Raw genomic sequence first — 21,955 nt, 5'->3', positions numbered from 1 at the left:
TGCAATCTGCACATATCTCATATCTCCCGTGCTTTACATCACACTTTGCCGAGCGCTGGGCGGCACAAGCATGGCTAAAACTGGAAGTACAAGAAAGCTGTCTGATTTCTAGCATTTAGCAATGCGATGAAGAGGAGCATTGCAATCGCCAGACTCCATCGCAAAGTAGGCTTCCAGCTGATGCAAAAAAGCCCATACTTTTCCTGAGGGTTTTCTATCTGTCCCAGGATCTGCTGCGTATTGGGCATCGTCCAGACAATGAACAATCCCGCCAGAATCAACAACACTTCACCACGATAAAAAGACAAATGGTGAAGTGAAAGCGTATGCGGATTCGCCATGTTCGCAAAGTAGCGGATGGCGTCACCAGTGCTGTCTGCGCGAAAGAAGACCTGGCCGATCAGCACACAGAACCAGGTGAGTAATACAGACGCTGCCACCGCGATCACAGATGGCTTCGCATCCTTCGCTGGAGCGCCGCGGAAGATTCTCCAGCCATGATTCACGGATAAAAAGAGGCCGTGGACAAGGCCAAAGATCATGAACTGAGTGCCCACGCCATGCCAGATGCCCACCAGGAACATCGTGGCCATAGTCGGCCAGATGAGCATGCTCGTAAACCCCTCGACGGTGCGCGCAGCCTTCGCCGATACCTTCTTACCTTTCTGGAGGCGCGCCCGGTTCACGGACATCGAGATCGGGTTATAGAGATAGAGCGTCAGGTAGCGGGTTAGGGTCATATGCCAACGCTGCCAGAAGTCGATGATGTTTCTGGCTTTGTACGGCGAATTGAAATTCATCGGGAAGCGGATAGAGAACATACGCGCCAGCCCGATGGCCATATCTGAGTAACCCGAAAAGTCGAAATACAACTGCAAGGAGTAGCTGAATAGCCCAAGCCAAGCATCGACCACTCCGAGATGTGTTCTCGCAACAAATGCAGGATTAGCAAAGTTTGCCAGGCGATCGGCAAGCACACACTTCTTTGCCATACCCAATACAAACCAGCTCAGGCCCACGAGCATGTCATCGCTGCGAAGACGTCCGTAATTCTTATCCAAGAACTGCGGCATCATCTCGCGATGGTGAAGGATGGGGCCGGCAATCAAATGAGGGAAGAATGTGACAAAGAGCGCGTACTCTACCACGCTCTGGGGTTCAGCTTCGCCCTGAGCTAGGTCGATGAGGTATGCGATCTGAGTAAAGGTGAAGAACGAGATACCCAGCGGAAGCGCGATGGATTCCCACTGATGATGGACGTGAAAGACCCCATCGAAGAACTGAAATACATGGAAGAGATACTTGTAATAGAACAGCGCGCCGAGATCGATACAAATCCCCGCAGTGAGCCAGAACTTACGACGTCCCGCAGAGACCGAGGCAGCGATGCACTTCGAGATTGCGAAATTGACTACGCCGGAACCAACAAGCACAAAGGCAAAGTGCCAATTCCACCACGAATAGAAGACCACAGAAGCAAAGGCTAGCCATGCCAGCACGGCGCGACGCCCAAGAGTGGAGAGTATCGCAAAGCCGATCAGGGCTACCGGCAAAAAGGCGAAAAGAAAGATGCCAGAATTAAAAAGCATGGGGCTTCACCAATCGTGATCTTCTATACTGCTAAGCACTTGATTTAATCCAGATGATACATCCCACAATCACACTTCAAAAGTGTAGTTATGGTGCCCTTACGGCTGCTTCTTCTTTGCTGGCTAAATCCGCTAAAACTTCCTTGGCCACAGTATCTGAGTAACGCTTCGCACCAGCGCCAGTTAAATGATAGTAGTCATCCGCAAACATATTCAGCGGGTAGGCAGCTAAACCGTTGTCCGTACTATGCGCTAGCGCTGCCGACCACTTAGGAAACATATCGAGACAAGACGACGTTGGTGAAACATTCAGGACTAGATGATCCGCCCGAGGCGCGAAGCTGGAACGCAGGTGGTCGATATAGCTTTGATCTGGAAGAAAATGTGCCGCACGAGTCGGCACGCAAGAGACCAAAGGCCCGATTGGAACGGCGGCATATGTCCCTTCATCCTCTGGGCCGGGAATCAAGGCATGATGGCGCAAGAGGGACTTTGCAAGTCCCAGGGAGCCTCCGAGATATGCATAGTTAATTAAAGCAAAAATGCGGTCCGGATTCTGAATAATCGCCCGCATCATTGGGTGCCACTCGCCAAGCCTAGCTGCCAAGATCAAACCATCCCAAGCCAAGCCTCCCTGACTCGGGGTCGGATACACGAAGTTACCTGGAGCGAAAGACAATACGATGTAACGAGGCCTTCCTCGTACAGCAAGAAACCGCTCCAGTGGATCTGTTCCTAAAACCGAGACAGTCGGAAACGTCACAGCAACGTTGCAAGTGCTGAGATGAGTTTCCTGAGAAATCCGAACAGGATCCAACCCGACTTCAGCTGTGGAATCTCCATAAATGACGATGTCACAGCGCTGGCGTGTGCTCAGAAATGGATGGGTCATCCGTTGAATATCTGGCTTGTCACAGTACCGCTGAAAAAACGCTGAGGACACGAGAGGAAAGGCCACAATAATCAGTACCAGCGGAAGAGCAATCACCAGCCCAAACAGGACTACCGAACGGCACTTATTGGTCATGCCTGTACGGTTCTCGGCCTGCGGAGAAATCTCCATCGTCAGGGTCCTCTAGGACCAATGGGTCAGAAAAAGACAAATTAAGAGCGCAGCAGCAAAGTAGAGAACTGAAAGAAGATTTGTCCGATGAAAGATTAATCGTGCCGGCCCTACTTTTTCGCCAACTTGGTTTCAATAATCTCTACTAAGTGACCGACATTGCGCAGCGACTCTGTCTCAGCAGTCTTGAACTTGATGCCAAACCTTACCTCTGCCGCCACGAGAAGGTTGATGTGATTGAACGAATCCCAGCCGGGAATGTCCGTTGCCGTGGTCTCCGGCGTCAGAACGATGGATTCGTCATCAAACAGGTCGCGGAAGATCTCAGTGAGTTGCGAGTAAATCTGCTCGGTGGTCAAGTGTTCCCTCTACAGTCTGAATATGGGTTGGCTTTGCCCCGTAGGAGTTCAGATCAAGAACCCACTCGGAGCTTCCGTCTTCGTTCTGGCTTACGTTGGTGAAACCCAGCTTGGCGTAGTGCTCCTTGACCATGCCGTTCTTCGCTGAAGGGAGATAGCGGCCGATCAGTTGCTTCGCGCCCAGGCTCCGGGCCTGCTCCACAATCAGGTTCAGCGTCGCCTCTTCCACCTGTCTGCCAAGGACGCGGCAGCTCATCAGCCAGGTATCGATTTCGATGGCTTCGTCCTCCGCAGGCTTGCCGACGATCACCGCGATCATGCCGTTGTCGCCGAACTTGTCGAGCAGACGCAGCTGCAAGGTCAGGTGATCTGGACGGCCCATCAGCGCGGCAACGTCTTCTTCGGTATAGCGGCGCGTGGTCAGATTGAACTGGTTGCTCTTGTTGATGAGCTGTGCGACGCGGCTCTGGCCGATGGGCTCAAAGGGCAGCCACACCATCTGCATCTGCAGACTGCGCAGATAGCTGTCCATGTCCGTGACCGACTCCTTGAGCCGCTCGCGTTCGGAGTTTGCCTGATACTGCTGGGTGCGCTCGCGATCTTCGCTGGTCAGCGTAAGGCCTTCGAAGTAACCCGCCGAGGCAATGGCGTCGATATAGTACGCCGGATCTTCCGAGAGCTCGGGGACCGCGACCATCGGCAATTCCTGGCGAACCAGGTTGCGCTCGAAGGGATTGTCATCGGCGAAGACCAGAGAATCGATGCCGATGTTCAGCGTCTTCGCGATGTGGCGCAGATTGCCGGCCTTGTCCTGCCAGTTCGCGACGAAGCATGCGATGTCCTTGAGCCGCAGCACCATGTCCGGATGCTTCTCGAAGGGCCCCTTGGCATTCGCTTCGTCATTCTTCGAGCACACCGCGAGGATGATGCCGCGGCTCGCAAGCTGCGCTGCGTACTTCTGGAAGGCGACGAAAGCCTCGCCGGCGGCATTGCCCTGGCCGAGCTGAATGCCTTCGAGACCATCGTCCCCGATGACACCGCCCCAGCACGTGTTGTCGAGATCGAGCACGAGGCACTTGAAGGACAGACCGCGAAGCGCCGCGAGGAGACGTCCAACATGATCGCCCCATACGGGGGAAGCCGAGGGGTGAATCTCCTGCTTGGAGCGATGCCACAGCGCCTGATCATAGAGCGCATTCAGGCCATACTGCTGCGCGAGCTGATCGACTGCAAGCAGATGAACTCCGGCTTCACGCGCGGCGACGCGGAGCTGATGATTGATCTCCGTGACCACCGCTGCCGGAGAGGACGGCATGTGGTACTCATTCTCACCAAGCAATGCGGGAAACACGGGCAGAATCGTCTGCTGGATCACGACAGCGCCGAGCTGATTCTTCGCAAGCTCCCAGCACGAACGGATGCGGTCCATGGCTGCTTCCGCCGAGGGGCTATCGCCGGCCGTCAGATGATGCGCGTCGAGCGCAAGCAGAACGACATGAGGCTTGAACGCATACAGCTCAGAGTTGGGGTCGGCGAGCTCCTGAAGATACGAGCCGTAGTGACCTTCAAAGATCTCAACGTAGAAGCCGCGACGCAGCGCAGCGATGCGAATCGCAGGCACAAGATGTGCAAGCGTCGACGAACCGATCAGCGCCAGACGCACCGGCTTGGTGCGATTGAGATGAGGAACGACCTTGTCACCAAAGCCCTGCAGCAGACGGTCAAGCTTCGCAGTCTGGACGAAATCGATGCGCGCGTTCGCGAGAGCGACAAGACGCGGTGCCGCTGCTTCTGCTTCGAGGTCACGAGTGCTCTTGACCTCGGCATTCCACTCCGGGGACTCCGGAAGCCAGGATAAATTCATCCGTTCACCCGTAAAAGATGTGTGAATTGAAGTGCTTGGCCTATCGCTTCTAGCGAATTAGATCGGAGAGGCTCAACCGAGAGGTGTATCTGCATTACAAATCAAGCGCTTCCACTCGTCAACAATTAATTACTTGCGCGCATCATCCACTACAATCATGAAACGACGCTAACTGCTCTCTTGGAGACGAGGACACCTCATTCAAAATGAACTGACTCATAGGCAATCGGTCAGATATTTCCTCACTCCCGGTCCGTTGTTTTCTTCTCAATTTTCGCGAGAACAGTAAGCGAAAACTGGCTGTTAATCTAGCAGTGCTCCCATTGCCCAGCCCCACGAGCCCAATGAACACTACGATCGAATCTCAAGAGCCGTTTGTCTCAGTCGTCATGCCTTGCTACAACTCCCGGCGAACGATCGGGGACTGCTTAGCAAGCGTGGAAGCCCAAAGCTATCCACGTGGCCAGTTTGAGATCCTTGTTGCGGATAATGGCTCAACCGATGGGAGTCAAGAGTGGATCTCAAAGCACTTTCCACTGGTGCGCCTTGTAACGGCTTCAGCAAAGGGATCGGGTAACGCTCGCAACTCTGGCTTTGCCGCAGCCCGAAGCCGGTGGATCATAAGCATCGACAGCGACTGCGTAGCCGCCCCTCAGTGGATTGCCTCATTGGTAAGAGCAATGCAAGGGGCTCCGGAAAAAACTGCGGCCATTGGAGGCTATATTAGGCCCTACAGACTGCAAACGCTTGTCGAGCGATATCCCCCGGCATGGGTAGCACAGCCTGAGATCAACAATCCAAATATTAAAGTTCGCTACACCGCTACTCCGAACGCTATCTTTGACCGAACTGCAGTCGAGGAAGTCGGCGGATTCGATGCAAGCGCGGGCCACGATGACACAGACCTAGGATTAAGGCTCACCTCTGCAGGATATAGTTGCGCCTATGAGCCAGATGCTGTTGTGGCTCATCGCAACCCCGTTACGCTGTTAGAACTCTACGAACATCGCTACAAATATGGGGAGCGAAACTTCATACTTGCACAGAAGCATCGCTCAATCTTTGGTGATCCGCAAGGCGCAGCCAAACGCAAACAGCTTCTGAAGGAAACCCTCTCCCGCATTGCAAAAGATGTGGTCAAACTACCGCTATCGGTGGCTTATCGGCCCAAAGGATCCCCCATAGGCTGGCCCCTCGTTGATGCCGTCATGGCCTGGGGGAACTATCAAGGCTACGCTCATATTTCGCTCAAGAGCGAAGGGCAGGTGTAACTCTACACACGGCAGGCCCATTAGCTTTAAGAAAAGAAGGCCGTCTCCTGCTCAGGATGCGGCCTCTCAGGGAAAAAGCCTCCGTGACTGATGACGACGACGCATGCAGTGAGCGCTGCGGACGCTGTCGATCCCACCAAGCCGTCCACGTGTATCCCGGTTTCGGGGACTGAGGCCTCACGGATGTGAGTCGTCGAATATTACAGCCTCAGCCGTCTCAGCGATGGTATTCGCAAACGGGCGTAACCAGAGCAGCTCGCTTGCCAATCGATGGTGCCCGGAGGGGGACTTGAACCCCCACACCCTTGCGGGTCGCGGATTTTAAGTCCGCTGCGTCTGCCGATTTCGCCATCCGGGCCGGTACATCCATGATTTTAACTGCAGTCGCTCTTTTGCCGCCCCCGGCACGGACGTCGCTGCGGAAATGCCTGCATCCCGCGTGAGTTTTTCGAGGAGCTGAGAACCTCCGTTTAAGACGGAGGCTGTTGCCGGCTGAGACTCAGAGGGACAGACGATTCGCACGCAGAGAATTGAGAATCTGCATCCCGTGCATATATCTTGACATCAAGATATATGCACGGTGAAATGGAATAGAGGGGCGCTTCGCCATATATTGCATGGCGCTCGTGAGGGGGATTCGATGTCGGTTCGGCCGGTGAAGAGATTGACGCAGGCGCAGGAGACGATGGAAGGCGCGGGGGTGCGGCTGCGGCGTGCATTCGGATTCGGTCATACGAGCGACTTCGATCCTTTCCTGATGCTCGATGATTTTCGCGGCGACGCGCCGCACGATTACGTGGCGGGATTCCCCTGGCATCCGCATCGCGGCATCGAGACGATCACCTATGTGCTGGCGGGCGAGGTGGAGCACGGCGATTCGCTTGGGAATCGCGGCGTAATCGGCGCAGGCGATGTGCAATGGATGACGGCGGGCAGTGGCATCATCCACCAGGAGATGCCGCGCGGCAATGCGATCGGCCAGATGCACGGCTTCCAGCTGTGGGGCAACCTGCCATCACGCATGAAGATGAGCACGCCACGCTACCAGGAGATCAAGGCCGGCGAGATCCCCGAGGTTGTCGAAGACGACGGCACGCGCGTGAAGGTGGTCTGCGGCGACTTCTGGGGCAAGAAAGGTCCGGTGGAAGGCGTGGCTGCCGAGCCGGTCTATCTCGATATCTCCCTCGCTCCGGGGCGCGAGCGCACCATCCCTGTCGAAAACGGTGCGCAACGCTTTTGCGTATGTGTTCGCGGGCAAGGCGCAGTTTCGCGGGGCCTCCGATCCGCAGGCGGTGCTCACCGAATATGTAGGCCGCGAAGAGGAGGGTCCGGTGGCCGGCAACCGCTCGCTGGTGATCTTCGATCGCGGCGATGAGATCCGTGTACGCGCAGGAGAAGAGGGTGCGCGTTTCCTGCTGGTCTCGGGCAAGCCGCTCGAGGAGCCGGTGGCGTGGCGCGGGCCGATCGTGATGAACACGCAGGACGAGCTGCGGCAGGCCTTCCACGAACTGCATACGGGCGAGTTTCTGAAAAGCAGGGGATAGCTGCAGGCTGTAGTTTTTGTTTACGTCTGCCAGCATCTATTCCCTTGACGTCAAGATTTCTACCTGAACCCGATTGAGATTGCATGGCTATGAAGAAGGTGGAAGGCACGCACGTCTTTCTTGTGCTTTGGAAGAGCTACCGCGCGATGATGCGTGTGGCGGAAGAGAGCATGGAGCGCGTTGGGCTGGGCAACTCGGACTTCCGTGTGCTCGAGGCGCTGCTGCATAAGGGTCCGCTGCCGGTGAATGTGATCGGCGAGAAAGTCGAATTGACGACCGGATCGATCACCACCGCCGTCGACCGCATGCAGGAGAAAGGCCTCGTCGCCCGGCGTCTGCAGGAGGACGACAAGCGCGTGCGGCTGGTGGAACTGACAGCGAAGGGGCGCAGGCTGATCGAAAAGGCCTATGCGGAACATGCGATCGACATGGAGCAGGCGGCAGCGGTGCTCTCGCGCGAGGAGCGCGCCACGCTGGTGGAACTGCTCAAGAAGCTGGGAAAAGCGTAGGGCTCAGGGCTCAGGGCTCAGGGCTCAGGGCTCAGGGCTCAGGGCTCAGGGCTCAGATAGAAGCATCTGTCATTCCGACCGATAGTGAGACGCTTTTGTCTCGCGCAGCGGAGGAATCTGCGGCTCTCTGCTCGGGATAAAAGCTTCCGGCCGTTTTGCCCTCCCACCCAAGCAAAGCTTGGATGGGGCACCCATATCCTCGCTTGTTCCCAGAGAACCGCAGGTCCCTCCACTGCGCTCACTTCGTTCGCTTCGGTCGGGATGACAAAGCTTGCTTTATGGCATCCATGCATTCGGTCTTTCCACAAAGAGGACCGACCGTAGAGAGCATCGGACAATAGAAAGAGCCGGGCCTGAGCCCGGCTCTTTTGTACTTCTCGCCGTTACAAATTTCGCTGCGTCTTCGTCCTAGTGGGGCTTGCGGTATTCCACGTGGTCTTCGCGGAGGTAGTATTCGGCCGAGCAGTGGTCGCCGCCGCAGATCATCGCTTCGCGGCCGTGGAACTGGGAGCGGGTAATCAATCCGAGGGTGCCGCAGGATGGGCAGGAGAGCACAGCCCAGTAGGGATTGCGCGCGTCCCCGAGCGAGCCTGCATTCTCGAGCACGAAGAGCGTGCCCGGCTCCATCTGTTCCGGGATCCATTGTTCGAGCCATTGCGTTTCCGATGCCATGTCGTTCCTCCGCTGGCTTGTCTGGCCTGGCTTATCTGGCGCTGATGTGGGGCAGCCTGCCTCGCCGATCAGGACGGGCTGCGGTTACGGCTTGAAGCATGAGCGCGCGGCCGCGAAAGACGCGGTCGCAGGCAGATCGGAACCTCCTGGAAAAATGATTCTGAAAAGGAATCGCGCGCCTCCTCTACGCAAACCGACGATGAGCCGGCAGGGAGCGCTCTCGAAAAGAGGCCTGGCAAATGCGGCAATAGGATGGGAGTGCGCGCTACACGCAGGAGAAGGGGCGGGTCGACAACCGCAGTCGGTGCTGGAGAACGCTGTCCGCAAGGCTAAGCTTTCCAGTTCCCTGCGTCGAGCCTGCAAAGCCCGGCGCTTGAGGCCATTTTTGCCGCAGCGCGCCGGACTGTCAATGATTCTTTCGGGGCAGAACCGTCCGGACCGGTACTTCCGAGGTTCTTCCCGATTTCGTACCGGTCTATCCGGCCTTCACCGGCGTCTTCGCAGCCTTCAGTGCGGCCTCGAGCGCCTGCGTCACGCGGCGTGCGTCGCCTGGCGTCTGGTAGGGATGCATGGGCAGGCTCAGCACGCGCGCAGCCGCTCGCTCGGAGACAGGGAAGCTTCCGGCTGCGTAGCCGCGCTCGCGGCTGAGATCCGCGAAGACCGGCTGCAGGTGCAGCGCTTCAGGATAGTGCACCGCGGTGGGGATGCCGGCCTCGCGCAGCGCGGCTTCGATGGTGGCGCGGTCGTCGACCTCGACGGTGTACTGCGCCCAGGCGCTGCTGGAGTGCGGGGCGATCTTCGGCGTAGGCAGCACATCGCGCAGCAGGGCTGCGTAGCGGTTGGCGACCTCATTGCGCTCGAGCAGCTCCTGGTCGAAGACGCTGAGCTTGGCGAGCAGGATCGCGGCCTGCAGCGTGTCCATGCGGCCGTTGATGCCGATGCGCGTGTGGTGGTAGCGGCGCTGCTGGCCGTGATTGCGCAGCTCAAGCATCGCTGTCGCCAGCGCATCGTCATTGGTGAAGCACGCGCCGCCATCGCCGTAGGCGCCGAGCGGCTTCGAGGGGAAGAAGCTGGTACAGCCGACGGTGGAGAGATTGCCGGAGTGGCGTCCTTTATAGAGAGCGCCGAAGCTCTGCGCCGCGTCTTCGATCACAGGCAGGCTGTGGGCGGCGGCGATGGCATTGATCGCATCCATCTCCGCGGGCTGGCCGTAGAGGCTCACCGGCATGATGGCGCGGGTGCGCGGTGTGAGCGCTGCCTCAATCTTCGCGGGGTCGAGGTTATAGGTGACCGGATCGATGTCAACGAAGACGGGCACGGCGCCGAGCAGCGCGATCATCTCGCCGGTAGCGAAGAAGGTGAAGGGCACGGTAATGACTTCATCGCCCGGGCCGATGCCCAGCGCCATCAGCGCGAGCAGCAGCGCATCCGTGCCGCTCGAGCAGGAGATGGCGTGCTTTGCGCCGATGCGCGCGGCCAGCCGCTCTTCGAGCTCGCGCACCTCGGGGCCGAGGATGTACTGGCCGTGGTCGAGAACAGCGTGGATGCGGGCGTCGACAGAGGGCTTGATGCGGCGGTACTGCGCCTTGAGATCGATGAAGTCCATGCGTTTATTTTCTCAGGTTCGGGGATGCGGCTGCGAACCGCATTTGCCAACAGCGGCCAGTGGAAGAAGGGATCGCTCAGCCGCTATGCTCAGCAAGGTGGACGGGATGATGAGAATGATGCAATTGGCCCCACGCGCACTTGCCGCGATCGCGGCGCTGTTCTTCTGCTGCCTTGCAGCGCGGGCGCAAACGCAGCCACTCGCGCTCACGGGCACGGTGATCACGCCGCAGGGCCCGCTGAAGGACGCGACGGTGCTGATCGAGCATGGGCGGATTACCGCGGTGGGGCAGAAGATCGACGTGCCAGCCAATGCGCGGAGGATCGATACCAAGGGCATCGTCTCGCCCGGATTTGTGGACCTGCACAACCACCTGACATGGAATGTCTTCCCGCGCTGGCGGCCGACACAGCGCTTCGGCGCGCGCTATGACTGGCAGGCGCTGCCCATGTATCGCACGCTCATGGAGGCGCCGCATCGCGCGCTGGTAGACGAGGGCGACGAGTGCGAGATGGAGTGGTATGCCGAGGTGAAGGCCGCGGCCGAGGGCGAAACCAGCGTCGTAGGCGGCACGAAGCGCGACTGCGGCAGACGTTTGCTGCGCAATCTCGACACGCCGGAATTCGATGCACGTGTGAAGGATCAGAACCCGCAGACCGCAGGCGACGCAAGCGGGGCCACGGGCAGCGTGATCTACAACGTCTTTCCCTTCCAGATGAGCGAGGACGACCTGGGCACGGCAAAGACCTCGCTCGACCACGGCGGCGCACTGCTGATCCACGTGGCCGAGGGCGCGCCGGGCGATGCTTCGGCGGAGCGCGAGTTCCAGATGCTCAAGGGGCGCGGCCTGCTGCGCACGGGCGTTTCGGTGATCCACGGCGCCGCGCTTACGCCGGACAACTTTCGCGAGATGGCGACGGCGGGCGTGGGGCTCATCTGGTCGCCGCGCAGCAATATCGAGCTCTACGGCGGCACCGCGGACGTGGCGGCAGCAAAGGCCGCGGGCGTGACGCTGGCCATCGCGCCGGACTGGAGCCCGACCGGCAGTGACGGCACGCTGGCCGAGTTGAACTTTGCCGCGGCATGGAACATGGCGCAGACGACGCCAGTCTTTACCGACCGCGAACTTGTGGACATGGCGACGAGCGGCGCGGCGGCGCTGGTGGGCATGAGCGGCCATCTGGGCGTGCTGATCCCGGGCGCAGAGGGCGACGTGGTGGTGCTGCGCCCGCATGAAGAGTATCCCGGCAAGGATGCGTACTGGAGCATCGTGCATTCGGACGCGCGCGATGTGCAACTGGTGGTTTCACGCGGCGAAACGATCTATGGCAGCCCTCACCTGTTCTCCACGCAAAAGCACAATGGTCCGACGATGAACACTGCCACGGTGTGCGGCGAAGCGGTAGAGGTAGAGCCGCCAGGCCCGAGCGACGGAGCGCTGTCCTTCGGCGAGCTCGAGACCAAGCTGAGCGTGGCGCTCAATGAATGGGGACGCAAGCTGGCGCCGCTGGCCGAGTGCGGGGACTAGCTGTATTTCGATAGACGCTGCCGCATGAGAACTCAACTGCGAGCTCTCATGCGGTAGTGCAGACGAAGAAATTCTTTCCTTAGAAACCAGAGCCGATGATCGGCTCGGACTGTCCCTGTTTCGGCCCGATAGACAAGGATCTCCTCTTTAAGGCCCTTGATATATCTGGCCCAAATCATGCCGTGCTCTCCCTGTACGACGAAATAAAAACCCGGGGAGCCAAATGAATTGCCCATCGATTGAAGGGCCAGGGAGCCATCCGGATGAGCTACGACTTTCATCAGCACGATGGCGTCCCCATTCGGTAGAGGAAAAACCACTTTACGCAAGGATTCGGATGACCTGGAACATGAACGACTGAATAAGCTCCCGCATAAAGGACATTGCCGGTAGCATGGAGCCTGCGAACCCAGGCCGTGTGAAGGATCTCTCGCGTTTGGGGATCCTGCACCTGGACAACATCACTGCTCATGCCCTTTGCCGAATCGAGAGCGGAGAGAGGGACATTCAATTGTTGAAGGCGGCGCGCAAACAGAACCCCTAACGCACGGCCAAAAGGGCGGAAGAATCCGCACCACTCAGACCATGCATCCAACTCAAATTCAGATGTTCTCTCATAGAACTGCCGCACCTGCTCCGACACGGCATGCAGGCTATCGGCGTTATCCAACGCGCGGAAAGAAGGGATGAGCCCGCGAACGCCGGTCTGGATAAGTTCATACCCGTTGCGGAGAGCATGTTCCTCAAAGAAAGCACTCCCGATGACCCGGGTTCCCCCCACGGGGCCTTCGAGCCATCGATGCTCGGCCAGCTTCAGTTTTCTGCCTGTTGCTCGCACCCACTGCTGGGTCATCCAGTCCGTGAGTAGCCCGCGCTGACTCCCCATCCAGATCATGTCAACAATCCAAGAGCGAATTCGACCCAACCAACGCTAAAGCGCGCTTCGACGGCAGCATCCGCGCGCGAGACTATGCACAAAAGTTTAGATGGGCTTGAGCGCCCTGGCGAGGGCGTGTTTCTTTTCGAAGGCAATCCGCGCCTGCGAGAGAAAGGTGCCGGTCGCATTCTTTGGCCATAACAGGTCTCCCTTGCAGGCATAGACGACCGTGTTGCCGTTCTTATCCCGCGCGGAGAGGATGCGGCCGGCGAAGATTCTGCGCAGGCGGGCCTGCGCGATGCGCCGGTTGTATCCGCAGAGGTTCACCACCAGCAGCCCATTGGCTGAGAGCGCGCGATAGCAGGCGCTGTAGAAGTAGACGGAACAGAGCGCGTCGGGCACGCTGTCGAGATCGAAGCCATCGACGAGCAGTACATCGAGATCCTTTGCCTGCTCCACGACGAAATCGATGCCATCCGCGCACAGGATGCGGAAGCGGCGCGAATCGGGCGGGATGTGAAACCGGTCGCGCAGCGCGATGACGTGGGGATTGATCTCGACGACCGTGATCTTTGCGCGGGGATGGTGGCGATGGATCCACTTGGCGAGCCCGCCGCCGCCGAGGCCGATGAGCGCGATGCTGCGGGCATCGGGCGTGAGCTGCTCGAAGGCCATCATGTTGCGGGCATAGGCCAGCGTGAGAAAACCGGGATCGGCGGACAGCATCTGGCTCTGCACGTATTCCGCCTGGAAGTGCATGGTGAGCACGCCGTTCTTCTCGGAGACGGATGGAACCGGATGGGCCGATGGGTCTGGAGCGGGAAGCTGCGTGCGGGTCTTCTTCGAGGGCATTCGTGTCTTATCCTACGCCGCGGTTTCAACACGCGAATGCCGCCGATGGCTACGATCAATCCGGCGAGGGCGGAGCGATGCGATCGATGACAAATAGCGGAATGCTGCCTTTGGCGGGTTGGAGCTTGAGCCCCAGCTGCTCTTTGAGTGCAGTGAACAGGGATGGATTGGTCGAATCGGGGATTTCGTCGGGAGACCATTCCATGTGGAAGTCGAAGCTGCCGCTCACACCGGTGTGATCCTCTACCGGGCGATCGGCCTGGCGGCGAAGCGCGGCGGCGAGATCGGTCATGGACATTTCGACGCCCGCAGGACCTTCCTCGCGCCGTCGAAGCTGGAACTCATATTGGGCTGAGAGGCGGGAGCACTTGCCTTGACGGCGGGCCCAAGTCTGCCGGGCTTCTCGACCTCAAGCCAATAGATCGGGCCTTCCTTCTGCTCGCGATGAAACTGGAACTGGAAGCGGTCTTCGAGCAGGGAAAGGATGAGCGCCTGAAACTGTTCCGGCGTGGTCACGTCCGCGCGATTCACGGTGGTGGCGGCAATATCGAAGAGCTGGCTGTCGATCCAGCCCGGCGCACCTGCAATCTGACGGTCGTCGGCGCCGAACGCGATGCGAATCAGGGTGCGGACGGAAGTCGCGGTGGCGACAAAGCGTCCTCCGGGAAGCATCCGGCGATTCGATGGATCGTTGGGTCCGGAAAGATGCGGGCGGATCGAGGTAACTTCGAACTTCATGAGTGGCGGGTTCGCGCCGGGCGGCGAGACCGGAGATTGCGCTGAGGATTGAGCCGCCGGCAGAGCGATGGACGGCATCGGGCAGCCCGCTGCGAGGAGCAGAAAGGCGAAGGAGATAGCGGCAATCAGGCGCGCAGCCATGCTGCCATGGTTACGAAGCCGGAAAAGCGGAAGTTCCGTGATCCGTGCTGTCTGCTGAATGCCGGCGAAGGGTTCCCACAGAGTCAGGCGAAAGGAAGTAGAATAGAAACACAGCTGGTAGAGACCCTGGAGTTACAGGGATTCCCACTTCCAAGTGGGGGCGTCACGGTTTCGACGGGATCGTCAGCGGTAAAGAGGCATGCCGGGGTGTGTGCACCCGTAATCGCTCACAAAAACACAAGTGCCGAACCACAATTCGCACTCGCAGCTTAATTAATTAAGTTGCCGTCCTCCGCGGCTTTGCCTATGGGCTTCGAGAGGACGTCGCACAGTAGGCTGGCTTCTATCGCTGGGTACGGGCGCTAGAGGCGAGATCCACGGACTAGCAATGCGCGCATCTTGTCCGTTCTGAGCGCGCAAAGCGAAACCTTCGGAACAGGACTGAGCATGGAGCCTCTCTTTGCTGACTACGATTTCGGACGCGGGTTCGACTCCCGCCGCCTCCACCATGCGTAAGACCGGATACGGACTTTAGCGCATACATTAAGCTGATTGTGACGCATCGGATTGGAATTGCCTCGACAAGCCAGAATTCCTGAATAACGCCGATGCGATGCGCCACGCAGCTTTACTCCGTGCATTCCATCACTTTCAAGCAGGACGCGATTGGGGCAAGCAATCTGCTCAAAAGGTAGATACTGCCTCAATCCAAGGATTACTTCCCTGATCTGCGCCTGCACCCTTTCAAGCTCCCTATTCGCTGGATAACTCATGAGGTCCGCTACGCCGCCAATGGGCAGGAACGATTTGTTGTTCCAATCCCCGACTGGCCATGGCGTCGCCCCGTCGAGTAAAACTTCTATCTATATTTAAGCCAGAAAAGCAGCCGCCACTCCGATCTCTTCCAGGGGTGGCGGCTTTGGTATTGGTGTTCGTCGGTGCTGAATGAACGCTCGTTACAACAGCGTCTTGATGGCTTTCTGGATGCCTTCGGAATCCAGGCCCTGGTGACCCATCTGCTGCCACAGGCCGCCGCCGCCTTCCACGTGTACACCGATGTGCTTGTACTTGCCCTTGAAGCCTGCTTCCAGCAGATAGCTGCCGAAGCGGCTTCCGAGGCCGGTCTTCACGTTCCAGCCTTCCGCGACGAGCACGAAAGGCGCAGCCGCGAGCTTCTTCAGCATGGTGTGATCGATGACGTTGAGCGTGGGCTTGTTGATGAGTCCCACATCCGTGCCGCTCTCCTGCAACGTGATGACCGCATCGAGCGCGCGGTAGACGGTCTCGCCCATGGCTACGACATAGCCGCCACCGGCCTTGGCTTCGCGGACAACGTAATCAACGCCTGGTTCGAAGGGTTTGCCCTTGTAGAGCGGCTGCCCATCTTCGCCGAGGATATCCGGCACGGGCGCGCGGTTGGTGAAGAGGAAGCGCAGGCCGGGATCGTGATAGATGCGCTTCACGCAGGCTGCAAACTGGTGCTGATCGACAGGGAAATAGAGGCGCGTCGTGTCTTCGCCGCCGTGGCCGGGCTTCACGCCGCCGTCGGCGTACATGCTGTTGATGCCGAAGTGGCAGGTGTTGTCGGCCATGTCGTCGACGCCGCTATGGCTGAAGTGCGCGAGCACATTCGAGAAGTTCAGGCGGGACATGGTGATCTCGCTGATGCACATCTCGAGGAAGGCGCTGAAGGTGGCGTAGATGCCCTGCTTGCCCTCGCTTGCGCCGAAGCCAGCAGCCGCCGAGAAGTTGCCGCGCTCCATGATGCCGCCGCGCACGAAGACTTCGGGATGCGCCTTGCGGATGTGGTGCAGGCCGCATGAGCCTTCGAGATCGTTGTCGAAGACGCGCACGCTGGCGAGGCGCTCCTCCTCGCTCAGGCCATCGAGGATTTCATTGATGATCTTGCCGAAATCATCGCGGTTCTTGCCTACGCCGGACGAGCCTTTGAAGGTGAGAGGGCTCTTGTCGGGCTTGGCAGCCTTCAGCAGCTCCACGGCCTTGTCACAGCCGCGGGCCTGGAGATATTCGACAGCCACATCGGTCTTCAGCACTTCGTGCGCATGCGGGCTGCCTTCAGCGCCTTTGATCCCCGGCGCCATGGGCCGCTTGATGACGAGACCGTGCGGACGATTGTCGGCAAAGGCGCGACACAGGTCGATGTAGAGCGCGTCGATGTCCTCGCCCATGGTCGTCTCGGTGGTGAGGCCATAGCCGGAGAGCGTGCGGCTGAGATCGTAGCCGGTCATGTATTCCTGCGGATGACCGGCGATGGTCACGTTGTTGTCGTCGACGAGAATCTTCACGTTCAGCTGCTTGCCCACGGTGAGACGCGCGGCTTCGGCATTGTCGCCTTCCATCTGGCTGCCGTCCGAACCGAGCAGGATCACGGCCTTGCCGGGATGCGCCAGCGCAACGCCGTTGACGAAGGCCCACATGTGGCCGAGGCGGCCTGAGCTGAACTCTACGCCGGGCGTGAGCTTCTTTTCCGGATGGCCGGGAAGGCCGCTCTCATATTCGCGATAGTGCAATAGCTTCTCGGCGGGCATCGCGCCATTCAGCACACTGAGCAGATACTGCGTCGCGACGCGGTGACCGGCCTCGTCATAGAAGATGGGCACAATCGGCGTGCCGTTTTCGATGAAGGCGCGGATGATCATGACTTCGGGCACGGTGTCATACGCGCCGCCGGTGTGGCCGGACAATCCCTTTGCGCCTGCGAGTGCGGTGAAGAAAACGATCGCGTCACGACAAAGCTGGATGTTGTCTTTCAGCGTGGATTTCTGTTCCTCGGTGAGCGTGCTGTTTGCGGGGTCGAGCTTGAGCGGTTTGAGCTTGCTGAGATCGATCGGAAACTTCTCTACAACGGTTTCTACGGCTGTCGACATTGCATTCTCCTGATTCTTCGCCTCGGCATGGCTGCCCTTATCGATGGGACTTCCGCCGGGGAGGATTGGTTGCATGCATGAAGCAGTGGACGCGCGGCCCCAAAAGACCAGGCCGTTTGATCGCAGGAAAGAAAAGAGGCCCGCCGCGGCACATCCCGAAGAGCCCGTGCACTCATCCTGATATCAGGGTGAAGGGACGATGACGGCGTGACGATGATACCGCCGCAGCGCGAGAGGTGACCGTGTCGATTGCGGAAGCACAGCAGGAACAGACGATCGAAACCGACATTCCGCAGCGGCTGGACCGGCTGCCGTGGTCGTCGTGGCACATGCGGATCCTGACCGCGCTCGGCACCTCGTGGCTGCTGGACGGGCTGGAGGTGACGCTGGTCGGCTCACTCGCCGGCATCCTCACCTCGCCGCACGGGCTTTCGCTTACCGACAAGCAGGTCACTGCCGCGGCGACAACCTATCTTGCCGGCGCCGTCTTCGGCGCGCTGCTCTTCGGCTGGCTCACGGACCGCCTCGGGCGGCGCAAGCTGTTTCTCGTCACCGTGGCCACATACTCGCTGGCGACGCTGTGCAGTGCGTTCTCATGGAGCTTCTTCTCCTTTGCGCTCTTTCGTTTTGTGACCGGCGTCGGCATCGGCGGCGAGTATGCGGCAATCAACTCGGCGGTGGATGAACTGATCCCCGGCCGGATACGCGGCACCGTCGATCTGATTGTGAACGGCACCTTCTGGATCGGCGGCACCGTCGGTGGGTTGGTTGCGATCTATCTGCTGGGCGGGCAGCATCCGGCGCTGGGCGACCATGGCTGGCGCTATGCCTTCGGCGTGGGAGGCGTGCTGGGCGTGGTGATCTTCCTGCTGCGGCTGTCGGTTCCGGAGAGTCCGCGCTGGCTGATGCTGCGCGGGCGCGAAGAGCAGGCGCGAGCGGTGGTGGAGCAGATCGAAGCAGCCGCCTCGCATGGCGATGCAGGCAGGCTGCCGAAGCCCGAGGGCGAATCGCTGAAGATCGCCGTGCGCGACCACACCCCGTGGAAGGCGATCTTCGGCAACATGCTCGGGGAGAATCGCATCCGCAGTGTGCTGGGGCTGGTGCTGATGGTGGCGCAGGCCTTCTTCTTTAACGCGATCTTCTTCAGCTACGGTCTGGTCGCGAAAACCTTCTTCCAGGTGAGCGACAGCGATATTCCGAAGCGCCTGCTGCCGTTTGCCATCGCCAGCTTTCTCGGGCCGGTCACCATCGGACGGCTCTTCGATACGGTGGGCCGCAAGAAGATGATCGCGATCACCTACGGGCTCGCGGGGCTGCTGCTGGCAGGCACCGCAATTCCTTTCGCGACCGGATCGCTCGGCATGCGGGGCGTCGGCATCGGCTTCACGCTGATCTTCTTCATTGCCTCGTCGGCGGCGAGCGCGGCATACCTGACGGTGAGCGAGATATTTCCTCTGGAGCTGCGCGCCTTCGCCATCGCCGTGTTCTATGCGCTGGGCACGCTGGCCGGGGGCGTGGGAGCGCCGGTGCTCTTCGGCGCGCTGATCGAGACGCATTCGCGCCTGCCGGTGGCGCTCGGCTACGGATTGGGCGCGGTGCTGATGTTCGGCGCGGCTATCTGTGAGATCGCTTTCGGCGTGGAGGCGGCGGGCCGGTCGCTGGAGTCGGTCTCAAAGCCGCTGCAGAGCCGATAACTTCACCGCGATCAGGGTGCCGCGACTCCTGTATATACTCAGCTACGGAACGGCTCATGGAGCGGTCAGGGGCGGAGGAATTTCGGGATATCCAACCCCTGCAACCTGAGGCGATCCAACGAGATAGCAGTGATTCTGCAACTAAAGAGACTGTTATGCCCGCGGCCCCTGAACCTTACTCCGATCCTCAGTCCAATCTCGACACCGACCCGCGCTTTCTCCATCTCCAGCTCGAACTGAAACACCTGCAGGCGCGTGAAAATCTTCTCGCAGAGATCGATGCCGCCACGCGCGCAGCCACCGACCCGGTAGAGATTACGCATCGAGCCGCCAGCCTCCTGGGCCGCTACCTGAAGGTGAATCGCTGCGCCTACGCCGAGGTCGATCATGACCAGGACCACCTCGCCGTCATCGGCAACTTCACCGATGGATTGCCGTCCATGGTCGGCGAGTACACGCTGCACCAGTTCTCCAGCTCCGCCTACGACCTGCTGACCACGGGCCACCCTTTCATCGTGGAGGATGCCGAGGCCGATCCGCAGTGCGCCGCGGGCATTGCTACCTTTCGCGCCGCGGGCGTGCAGGCGACCATCTCCTATCCGCTCATGAAGGACGACCGGCTCAGGGCCATCCTCGCCATCCATACCCGCGAGCCGCGGCAGTGGCATCCGCAGGAAGTGGCGCTGGTCGCCTCGGTGGCCGCACGCTGCTGGGAGTCGATGGAGCGGGGACGCGTGGTGCGAGCACTCGAGGCCGATCGCGAGGAGCTGCGGCGCAAGTCGGCGGAAAGCGAGCGCCAGCACGCCGAACTGAAGACCATCTATGACACCGCGCCCATCGGCCTCGCATACTTCGACCTGAACGATTACCACTATCTCCGCCTGAACGAGCGGCAGGCGGCGTTCTTCGGACTCAAGCCGGAACAGGTGGTGGGTAAAACCCTCACCCAGATGGCGCCGATCCCCGGCCTTCGCGAGCTCTTCGACCAGGTGGTGCAGGGCGAGCCGGTGATCAACTTCCCCCTCGAAGGCACGCTCGTCACCGATCCCTCCGACTATCGCTACTGGGCCGTCAGCTACTTTCCTGTCTATGGTCCCGACGGCAGAATCCAGGGCATCACCGCCGCGTCCCAGGAGGTTACGCAGCAGAAGAAGGCCGAAAAGGCGCTCATCCAGACAGAGAAGCTGGCGGCGGCCGGACGGCTCGCGGCCTCCATCGCGCATGAGATCAACAACCCTCTCGAATCAGTGACGAACCTGCTCTACCTCGCCCGCTCGAGCGGCGACCTGGAGGAGGTCCGGGGCTACCTCGATACCGCCGAGGCGGAGCTGCGCAGGGTCTCCGCGATCACGGCGCAAACGCTCCGCTTCCATCGCCAGTCGAGCAGTCCGCAAGAGATCGATGCCTCGGCGCTGGTCGAGGAAGTGCTGAATGTGTACGTCGGGCGTCTTCGCAACTCCCCCGTACAGGTCTCTACCCGCCTCCGTGCGCGACGCCCCCTGCGGTGCTTCGATGGCGAGATTCGCCAGGTGCTCGCGAACCTGATCGCCAACTCGCTCGACGCGATGAACTCGCATCCCGGTACGCTGACCATCCGGACACGCGAAAGCACGCACTGGCCCAGCGGCTCGCGGGGCATCGTCTTCACGGTCGCGGATATCGGACCGGGCATTTCCGCCGACGCCCTCAAGCGTATCTTCGAGCCATTTTTCACGACCAAGGCCACGCATGGAACCGGCCTGGGTCTGTGGGTCAGCAAGGATATCGTCGACCGGCATGGGGGCACCATCCGGCTGCGCACCAGCCCCGCGCCCGAACGCCACGGAACCGTCTTCAGCGTCTTCCTGCCCTTTGACGCGGTTACGCGCTAAAAGCCAGGCAATTACGCCAGTCCTTTCGACCGGATTGCGCTCCATTCTGCTATCCCATAGAGCTTTCGTTCGATACGCCCGAGACCCGCTTCCAGCACCCTGCCGGAAGCGCCCTGACGGGCCTCGGGACGAGCTTCCGGATGGACCTGCATTGTATTCTGGAGGGGATGGGTCATGTTGGTCCCCGGGCTTTCCGAAGGAGCGATGAGATCCCAAGGAGCATGCGTGCAAGACCGACCGGAATTTGATCCCTCTACGCTCGTCATTCACTCGAATCGCAGCTACGAAAAGCAGTCGAATTCGATCCTCTTCCCGATTCACCAGACGGCGACCTACATCCACGAGAGCGTCGGCGTCACCAAGGGATACGGCTATACGCGCGGCGCGAACCCGACGGTCAACGCGCTGGAGCAGGCGATCGCGGCCATCGAGGGCACGGCGCAGGCGCTGTGCTTCCGCTCCGGTATGTCGGCCATCACCACGCTGTGTATGGGCCTGCTGCATGCGGGCGACCATGTCATCCTCTCCGAGGTGATCTACGGCGGCACGGCGCGCCTCTTCCACCAGGTGCTCACGCACTTCGGCGTGGAGTTCAGCTTCGTCGATACCGCTTCGGTCGAGGCGACAGAGCGTGCGATCCGGCCGAATACCCGGCTCATCTTCATCGAGACGCCGGCGAACCCCACGCTGCGCCTTACCGACATCCGCGCCATCGCCGACCTCGCGCACTCGCACCAGAACATCCTGCTCGCGGTCGACAACACCTTTCTGACGCCGCTGCTGCAGAACTGCCTCGATCTCGGCGCGGACATCTCGATGCTCTCGACGACCAATATGAACGCATCGAATATGCGCAAGCCCGCCGATCGGCAGGACGGAAAAGACGCGA

18 protein-coding genes, 1 tRNA gene, 1 other RNA gene and 1 pseudogene are annotated in these 21,955 nt (G+C 59.9%); 9 read left to right on the top strand and 12 right to left on the bottom strand.

The features are described 5' to 3' along the window. Nucleotides 1-74: 74 nt before the first annotated feature. The 4 genes from QM649_RS11915 to QM649_RS11900 all read right to left on the bottom strand — a co-directional run bounded on the left by QM649_RS11915 (nt 75) and on the right by QM649_RS11900 (nt 4,875). Complete coding sequence (locus tag QM649_RS11915; protein WP_415199265.1) at nt 75-1,589, bottom strand: MBOAT family O-acyltransferase; 1,515 nt, start codon at nt 1,587-1,589, stop codon at nt 75-77. Nucleotides 1,590-1,677: 88 nt separating this feature from the next. Continuing rightward, nucleotides 1,678-2,652 carry a hypothetical protein gene (locus QM649_RS11910; protein ID WP_415199264.1) on the bottom strand — a complete coding sequence of 325 codons (975 nt, stop codon included), beginning with the start codon at nt 2,650-2,652 and terminating at the stop codon, nt 1,678-1,680. A 110-nt stretch (nt 2,653-2,762) separates the two neighbouring features. Further along, nucleotides 2,763-3,011 (bottom strand): acyl carrier protein, encoded by a 249-nt coding sequence (locus QM649_RS11905; RefSeq protein WP_415199263.1) that lies wholly within the window; start codon nt 3,009-3,011, stop codon nt 2,763-2,765. Then, nucleotides 2,977-4,875, bottom strand: coding sequence for an HAD-IIIC family phosphatase (locus QM649_RS11900; RefSeq protein WP_415199262.1), 1,899 nt, complete (start codon nt 4,873-4,875; stop codon nt 2,977-2,979). Before QM649_RS11900 ends, QM649_RS11905 begins: the two co-directional genes overlap by 35 nt. Nucleotides 4,876-5,219: 344 nt before the next feature. Between QM649_RS11900 and QM649_RS11895 the strand changes: the two genes are divergently transcribed. Next, nucleotides 5,220-6,146, top strand: a complete 927-nt coding sequence (locus QM649_RS11895; protein ID WP_415199261.1) for a glycosyltransferase — start codon at nt 5,220-5,222, stop codon at nt 6,144-6,146. Nucleotides 6,147-6,417: 271 nt separating this feature from the next. On the opposite strand, the gene QM649_RS11890 is transcribed toward QM649_RS11895, so the two are convergent. After that, a tRNA-Leu gene (locus tag QM649_RS11890) sits at nt 6,418-6,504 on the bottom strand. 282 nt (nt 6,505-6,786) lie between these two features. On the opposite strand from QM649_RS11890, the pseudogene QM649_RS11885 reads away from it, so the two are divergent. The 3 genes and pseudogenes from QM649_RS11885 to QM649_RS11875 form a co-directional block, all read left to right on the top strand. After that, nucleotides 6,787-7,089: pseudogene (locus tag QM649_RS11885) on the top strand (pirin family protein); the annotation flags it as partial. A gap of 280 nt (nt 7,090-7,369) precedes the next feature. Then, nucleotides 7,370-7,690, top strand: coding sequence for a pirin-like C-terminal cupin domain-containing protein (locus tag QM649_RS11880; protein ID WP_415199260.1), 321 nt, complete (start codon nt 7,370-7,372; stop codon nt 7,688-7,690). 83 nt (nt 7,691-7,773) lie between these two features. Then, nucleotides 7,774-8,199 carry a MarR family winged helix-turn-helix transcriptional regulator gene (locus QM649_RS11875; RefSeq protein WP_415199259.1) on the top strand — a complete coding sequence of 142 codons (426 nt, stop codon included), beginning with the start codon at nt 7,774-7,776 and terminating at the stop codon, nt 8,197-8,199. Nucleotides 8,200-8,607: 408 nt separating this feature from the next. Here the strand turns inward: QM649_RS11875 and QM649_RS11870 are convergent, their stop codons facing one another. Both QM649_RS11870 and QM649_RS11865 read right to left on the bottom strand, forming a co-directional pair. Then, on the bottom strand, nt 8,608-8,871 hold the full coding sequence (locus tag QM649_RS11870; RefSeq protein ID WP_415199258.1) for a hypothetical protein: 264 nt from the start codon (nt 8,869-8,871) through the stop codon (nt 8,608-8,610). Nucleotides 8,872-9,346: 475 nt separating this feature from the next. Beyond that, nucleotides 9,347-10,477 (bottom strand): DegT/DnrJ/EryC1/StrS family aminotransferase, encoded by a 1,131-nt coding sequence (locus tag QM649_RS11865; RefSeq protein WP_415199257.1) that lies wholly within the window; start codon nt 10,475-10,477, stop codon nt 9,347-9,349. A 115-nt stretch (nt 10,478-10,592) separates the two neighbouring features. On the opposite strand from QM649_RS11865, the gene QM649_RS11860 reads away from it, so the two are divergent. After that, entirely contained in the window at nt 10,593-12,005 is a 1,413-nt protein-coding gene (locus tag QM649_RS11860) for an amidohydrolase family protein (RefSeq protein ID WP_415199256.1), read from the top strand. Between the two features lie 280 nt (nt 12,006-12,285). Here QM649_RS11860 and QM649_RS11855 read toward each other — a convergent pair whose 3' ends face one another. The 4 genes from QM649_RS11855 to QM649_RS11840 form a co-directional block, all read right to left on the bottom strand. Further along, complete coding sequence (locus QM649_RS11855) at nt 12,286-12,900, bottom strand: hypothetical protein (RefSeq protein ID WP_415199255.1); 615 nt, start codon at nt 12,898-12,900, stop codon at nt 12,286-12,288. A gap of 87 nt (nt 12,901-12,987) precedes the next feature. Beyond that, nucleotides 12,988-13,734 (bottom strand): transferase, encoded by a 747-nt coding sequence (locus QM649_RS11850; protein WP_415199254.1) that lies wholly within the window; start codon nt 13,732-13,734, stop codon nt 12,988-12,990. Between the two features lie 55 nt (nt 13,735-13,789). Further along, nucleotides 13,790-14,026 carry a TIGR03435 family protein gene (locus tag QM649_RS11845; RefSeq protein WP_415199253.1) on the bottom strand — a complete coding sequence of 79 codons (237 nt, stop codon included), beginning with the start codon at nt 14,024-14,026 and terminating at the stop codon, nt 13,790-13,792. Further along, nucleotides 14,023-14,613 (bottom strand): TIGR03435 family protein, encoded by a 591-nt coding sequence (locus tag QM649_RS11840; protein WP_415199252.1) that lies wholly within the window; start codon nt 14,611-14,613, stop codon nt 14,023-14,025. Before QM649_RS11840 ends, QM649_RS11845 begins: the two co-directional genes overlap by 4 nt. A gap of 156 nt (nt 14,614-14,769) precedes the next feature. On the opposite strand from QM649_RS11840, the gene ssrA reads away from it, so the two are divergent. Next, nucleotides 14,770-15,122, top strand: a transfer-messenger RNA (tmRNA) gene (ssrA, locus tag QM649_RS11835). Between the two features lie 447 nt (nt 15,123-15,569). Here ssrA and QM649_RS11830 read toward each other — a convergent pair. Beyond that, a complete protein-coding gene (locus QM649_RS11830) occupies nt 15,570-17,501 on the bottom strand; it encodes a transketolase C-terminal domain-containing protein (protein WP_415199251.1) in 1,932 nt (643 codons plus the stop codon). 236 nt (nt 17,502-17,737) lie between these two features. On the opposite strand from QM649_RS11830, the gene QM649_RS11825 reads away from it, so the two are divergent. From QM649_RS11825 to QM649_RS11815, 3 genes are all read left to right on the top strand, one after another. Further along, a complete protein-coding gene (locus QM649_RS11825; protein WP_415199250.1) occupies nt 17,738-19,195 on the top strand; it encodes an MFS transporter in 1,458 nt (485 codons plus the stop codon). A 155-nt stretch (nt 19,196-19,350) separates the two neighbouring features. Then, the gene (locus QM649_RS11820; RefSeq protein WP_415199249.1) at nt 19,351-21,066 is read left to right on the top strand and encodes an ATP-binding protein; all 1,716 of its coding nucleotides are present in this window, start codon (nt 19,351-19,353) and stop codon (nt 21,064-21,066) included. Nucleotides 21,067-21,291: 225 nt separating this feature from the next. Further along, nucleotides 21,292-21,955, top strand: a 664-nt coding sequence (locus QM649_RS11815) for a trans-sulfuration enzyme family protein (protein WP_415199248.1), incomplete at its 3' end; no start/stop codon positions are given.

This window comes from Silvibacterium sp. (assembly GCF_047605705.1).
GTDB lineage: Bacteria > Acidobacteriota > Terriglobia > Terriglobales > Acidobacteriaceae > Silvibacterium.
Note: the sequence above shows the minus strand (reverse complement) of the source record. Positions and strands in the feature narration are given on the sequence as shown.

Coding starts and splice junctions, on each gene's coding strand:
- QM649_RS11830 (WP_415199251.1), bottom strand. CDS start 17,501: ATGTCGACAGCCGTAGAAACCGTTGTAGAGAAGTTTCCGATCGATCTC.
- QM649_RS11845 (WP_415199253.1), bottom strand. CDS start 14,026: ATGACCGATCTCGCCGCCGCGCTTCGCCGCCAGGCCGATCGCCCGGTA.
- QM649_RS11855 (WP_415199255.1), bottom strand. CDS start 12,900: ATGATCTGGATGGGGAGTCAGCGCGGGCTACTCACGGACTGGATGACC.
- QM649_RS11860 (WP_415199256.1), top strand. CDS start 10,593: ATGATGCAATTGGCCCCACGCGCACTTGCCGCGATCGCGGCGCTGTTC.
- QM649_RS11870 (WP_415199258.1), bottom strand. CDS start 8,871: ATGGCATCGGAAACGCAATGGCTCGAACAATGGATCCCGGAACAGATG.
- QM649_RS11915 (WP_415199265.1), bottom strand. CDS start 1,589: ATGCTTTTTAATTCTGGCATCTTTCTTTTCGCCTTTTTGCCGGTAGCC.
- QM649_RS11910 (WP_415199264.1), bottom strand. CDS start 2,652: ATGGAGATTTCTCCGCAGGCCGAGAACCGTACAGGCATGACCAATAAG.
- QM649_RS11895 (WP_415199261.1), top strand. CDS start 5,220: ATGAACACTACGATCGAATCTCAAGAGCCGTTTGTCTCAGTCGTCATG.
- QM649_RS11865 (WP_415199257.1), bottom strand. CDS start 10,477: ATGGACTTCATCGATCTCAAGGCGCAGTACCGCCGCATCAAGCCCTCT.
- QM649_RS11840 (WP_415199252.1), bottom strand. CDS start 14,613: ATGGCTGCGCGCCTGATTGCCGCTATCTCCTTCGCCTTTCTGCTCCTC.
- QM649_RS11875 (WP_415199259.1), top strand. CDS start 7,774: ATGGCTATGAAGAAGGTGGAAGGCACGCACGTCTTTCTTGTGCTTTGG.
- QM649_RS11900 (WP_415199262.1), bottom strand. CDS start 4,875: ATGAATTTATCCTGGCTTCCGGAGTCCCCGGAGTGGAATGCCGAGGTC.
- QM649_RS11850 (WP_415199254.1), bottom strand. CDS start 13,734: ATGCCCTCGAAGAAGACCCGCACGCAGCTTCCCGCTCCAGACCCATCG.
- QM649_RS11820 (WP_415199249.1), top strand. CDS start 19,351: ATGCCCGCGGCCCCTGAACCTTACTCCGATCCTCAGTCCAATCTCGAC.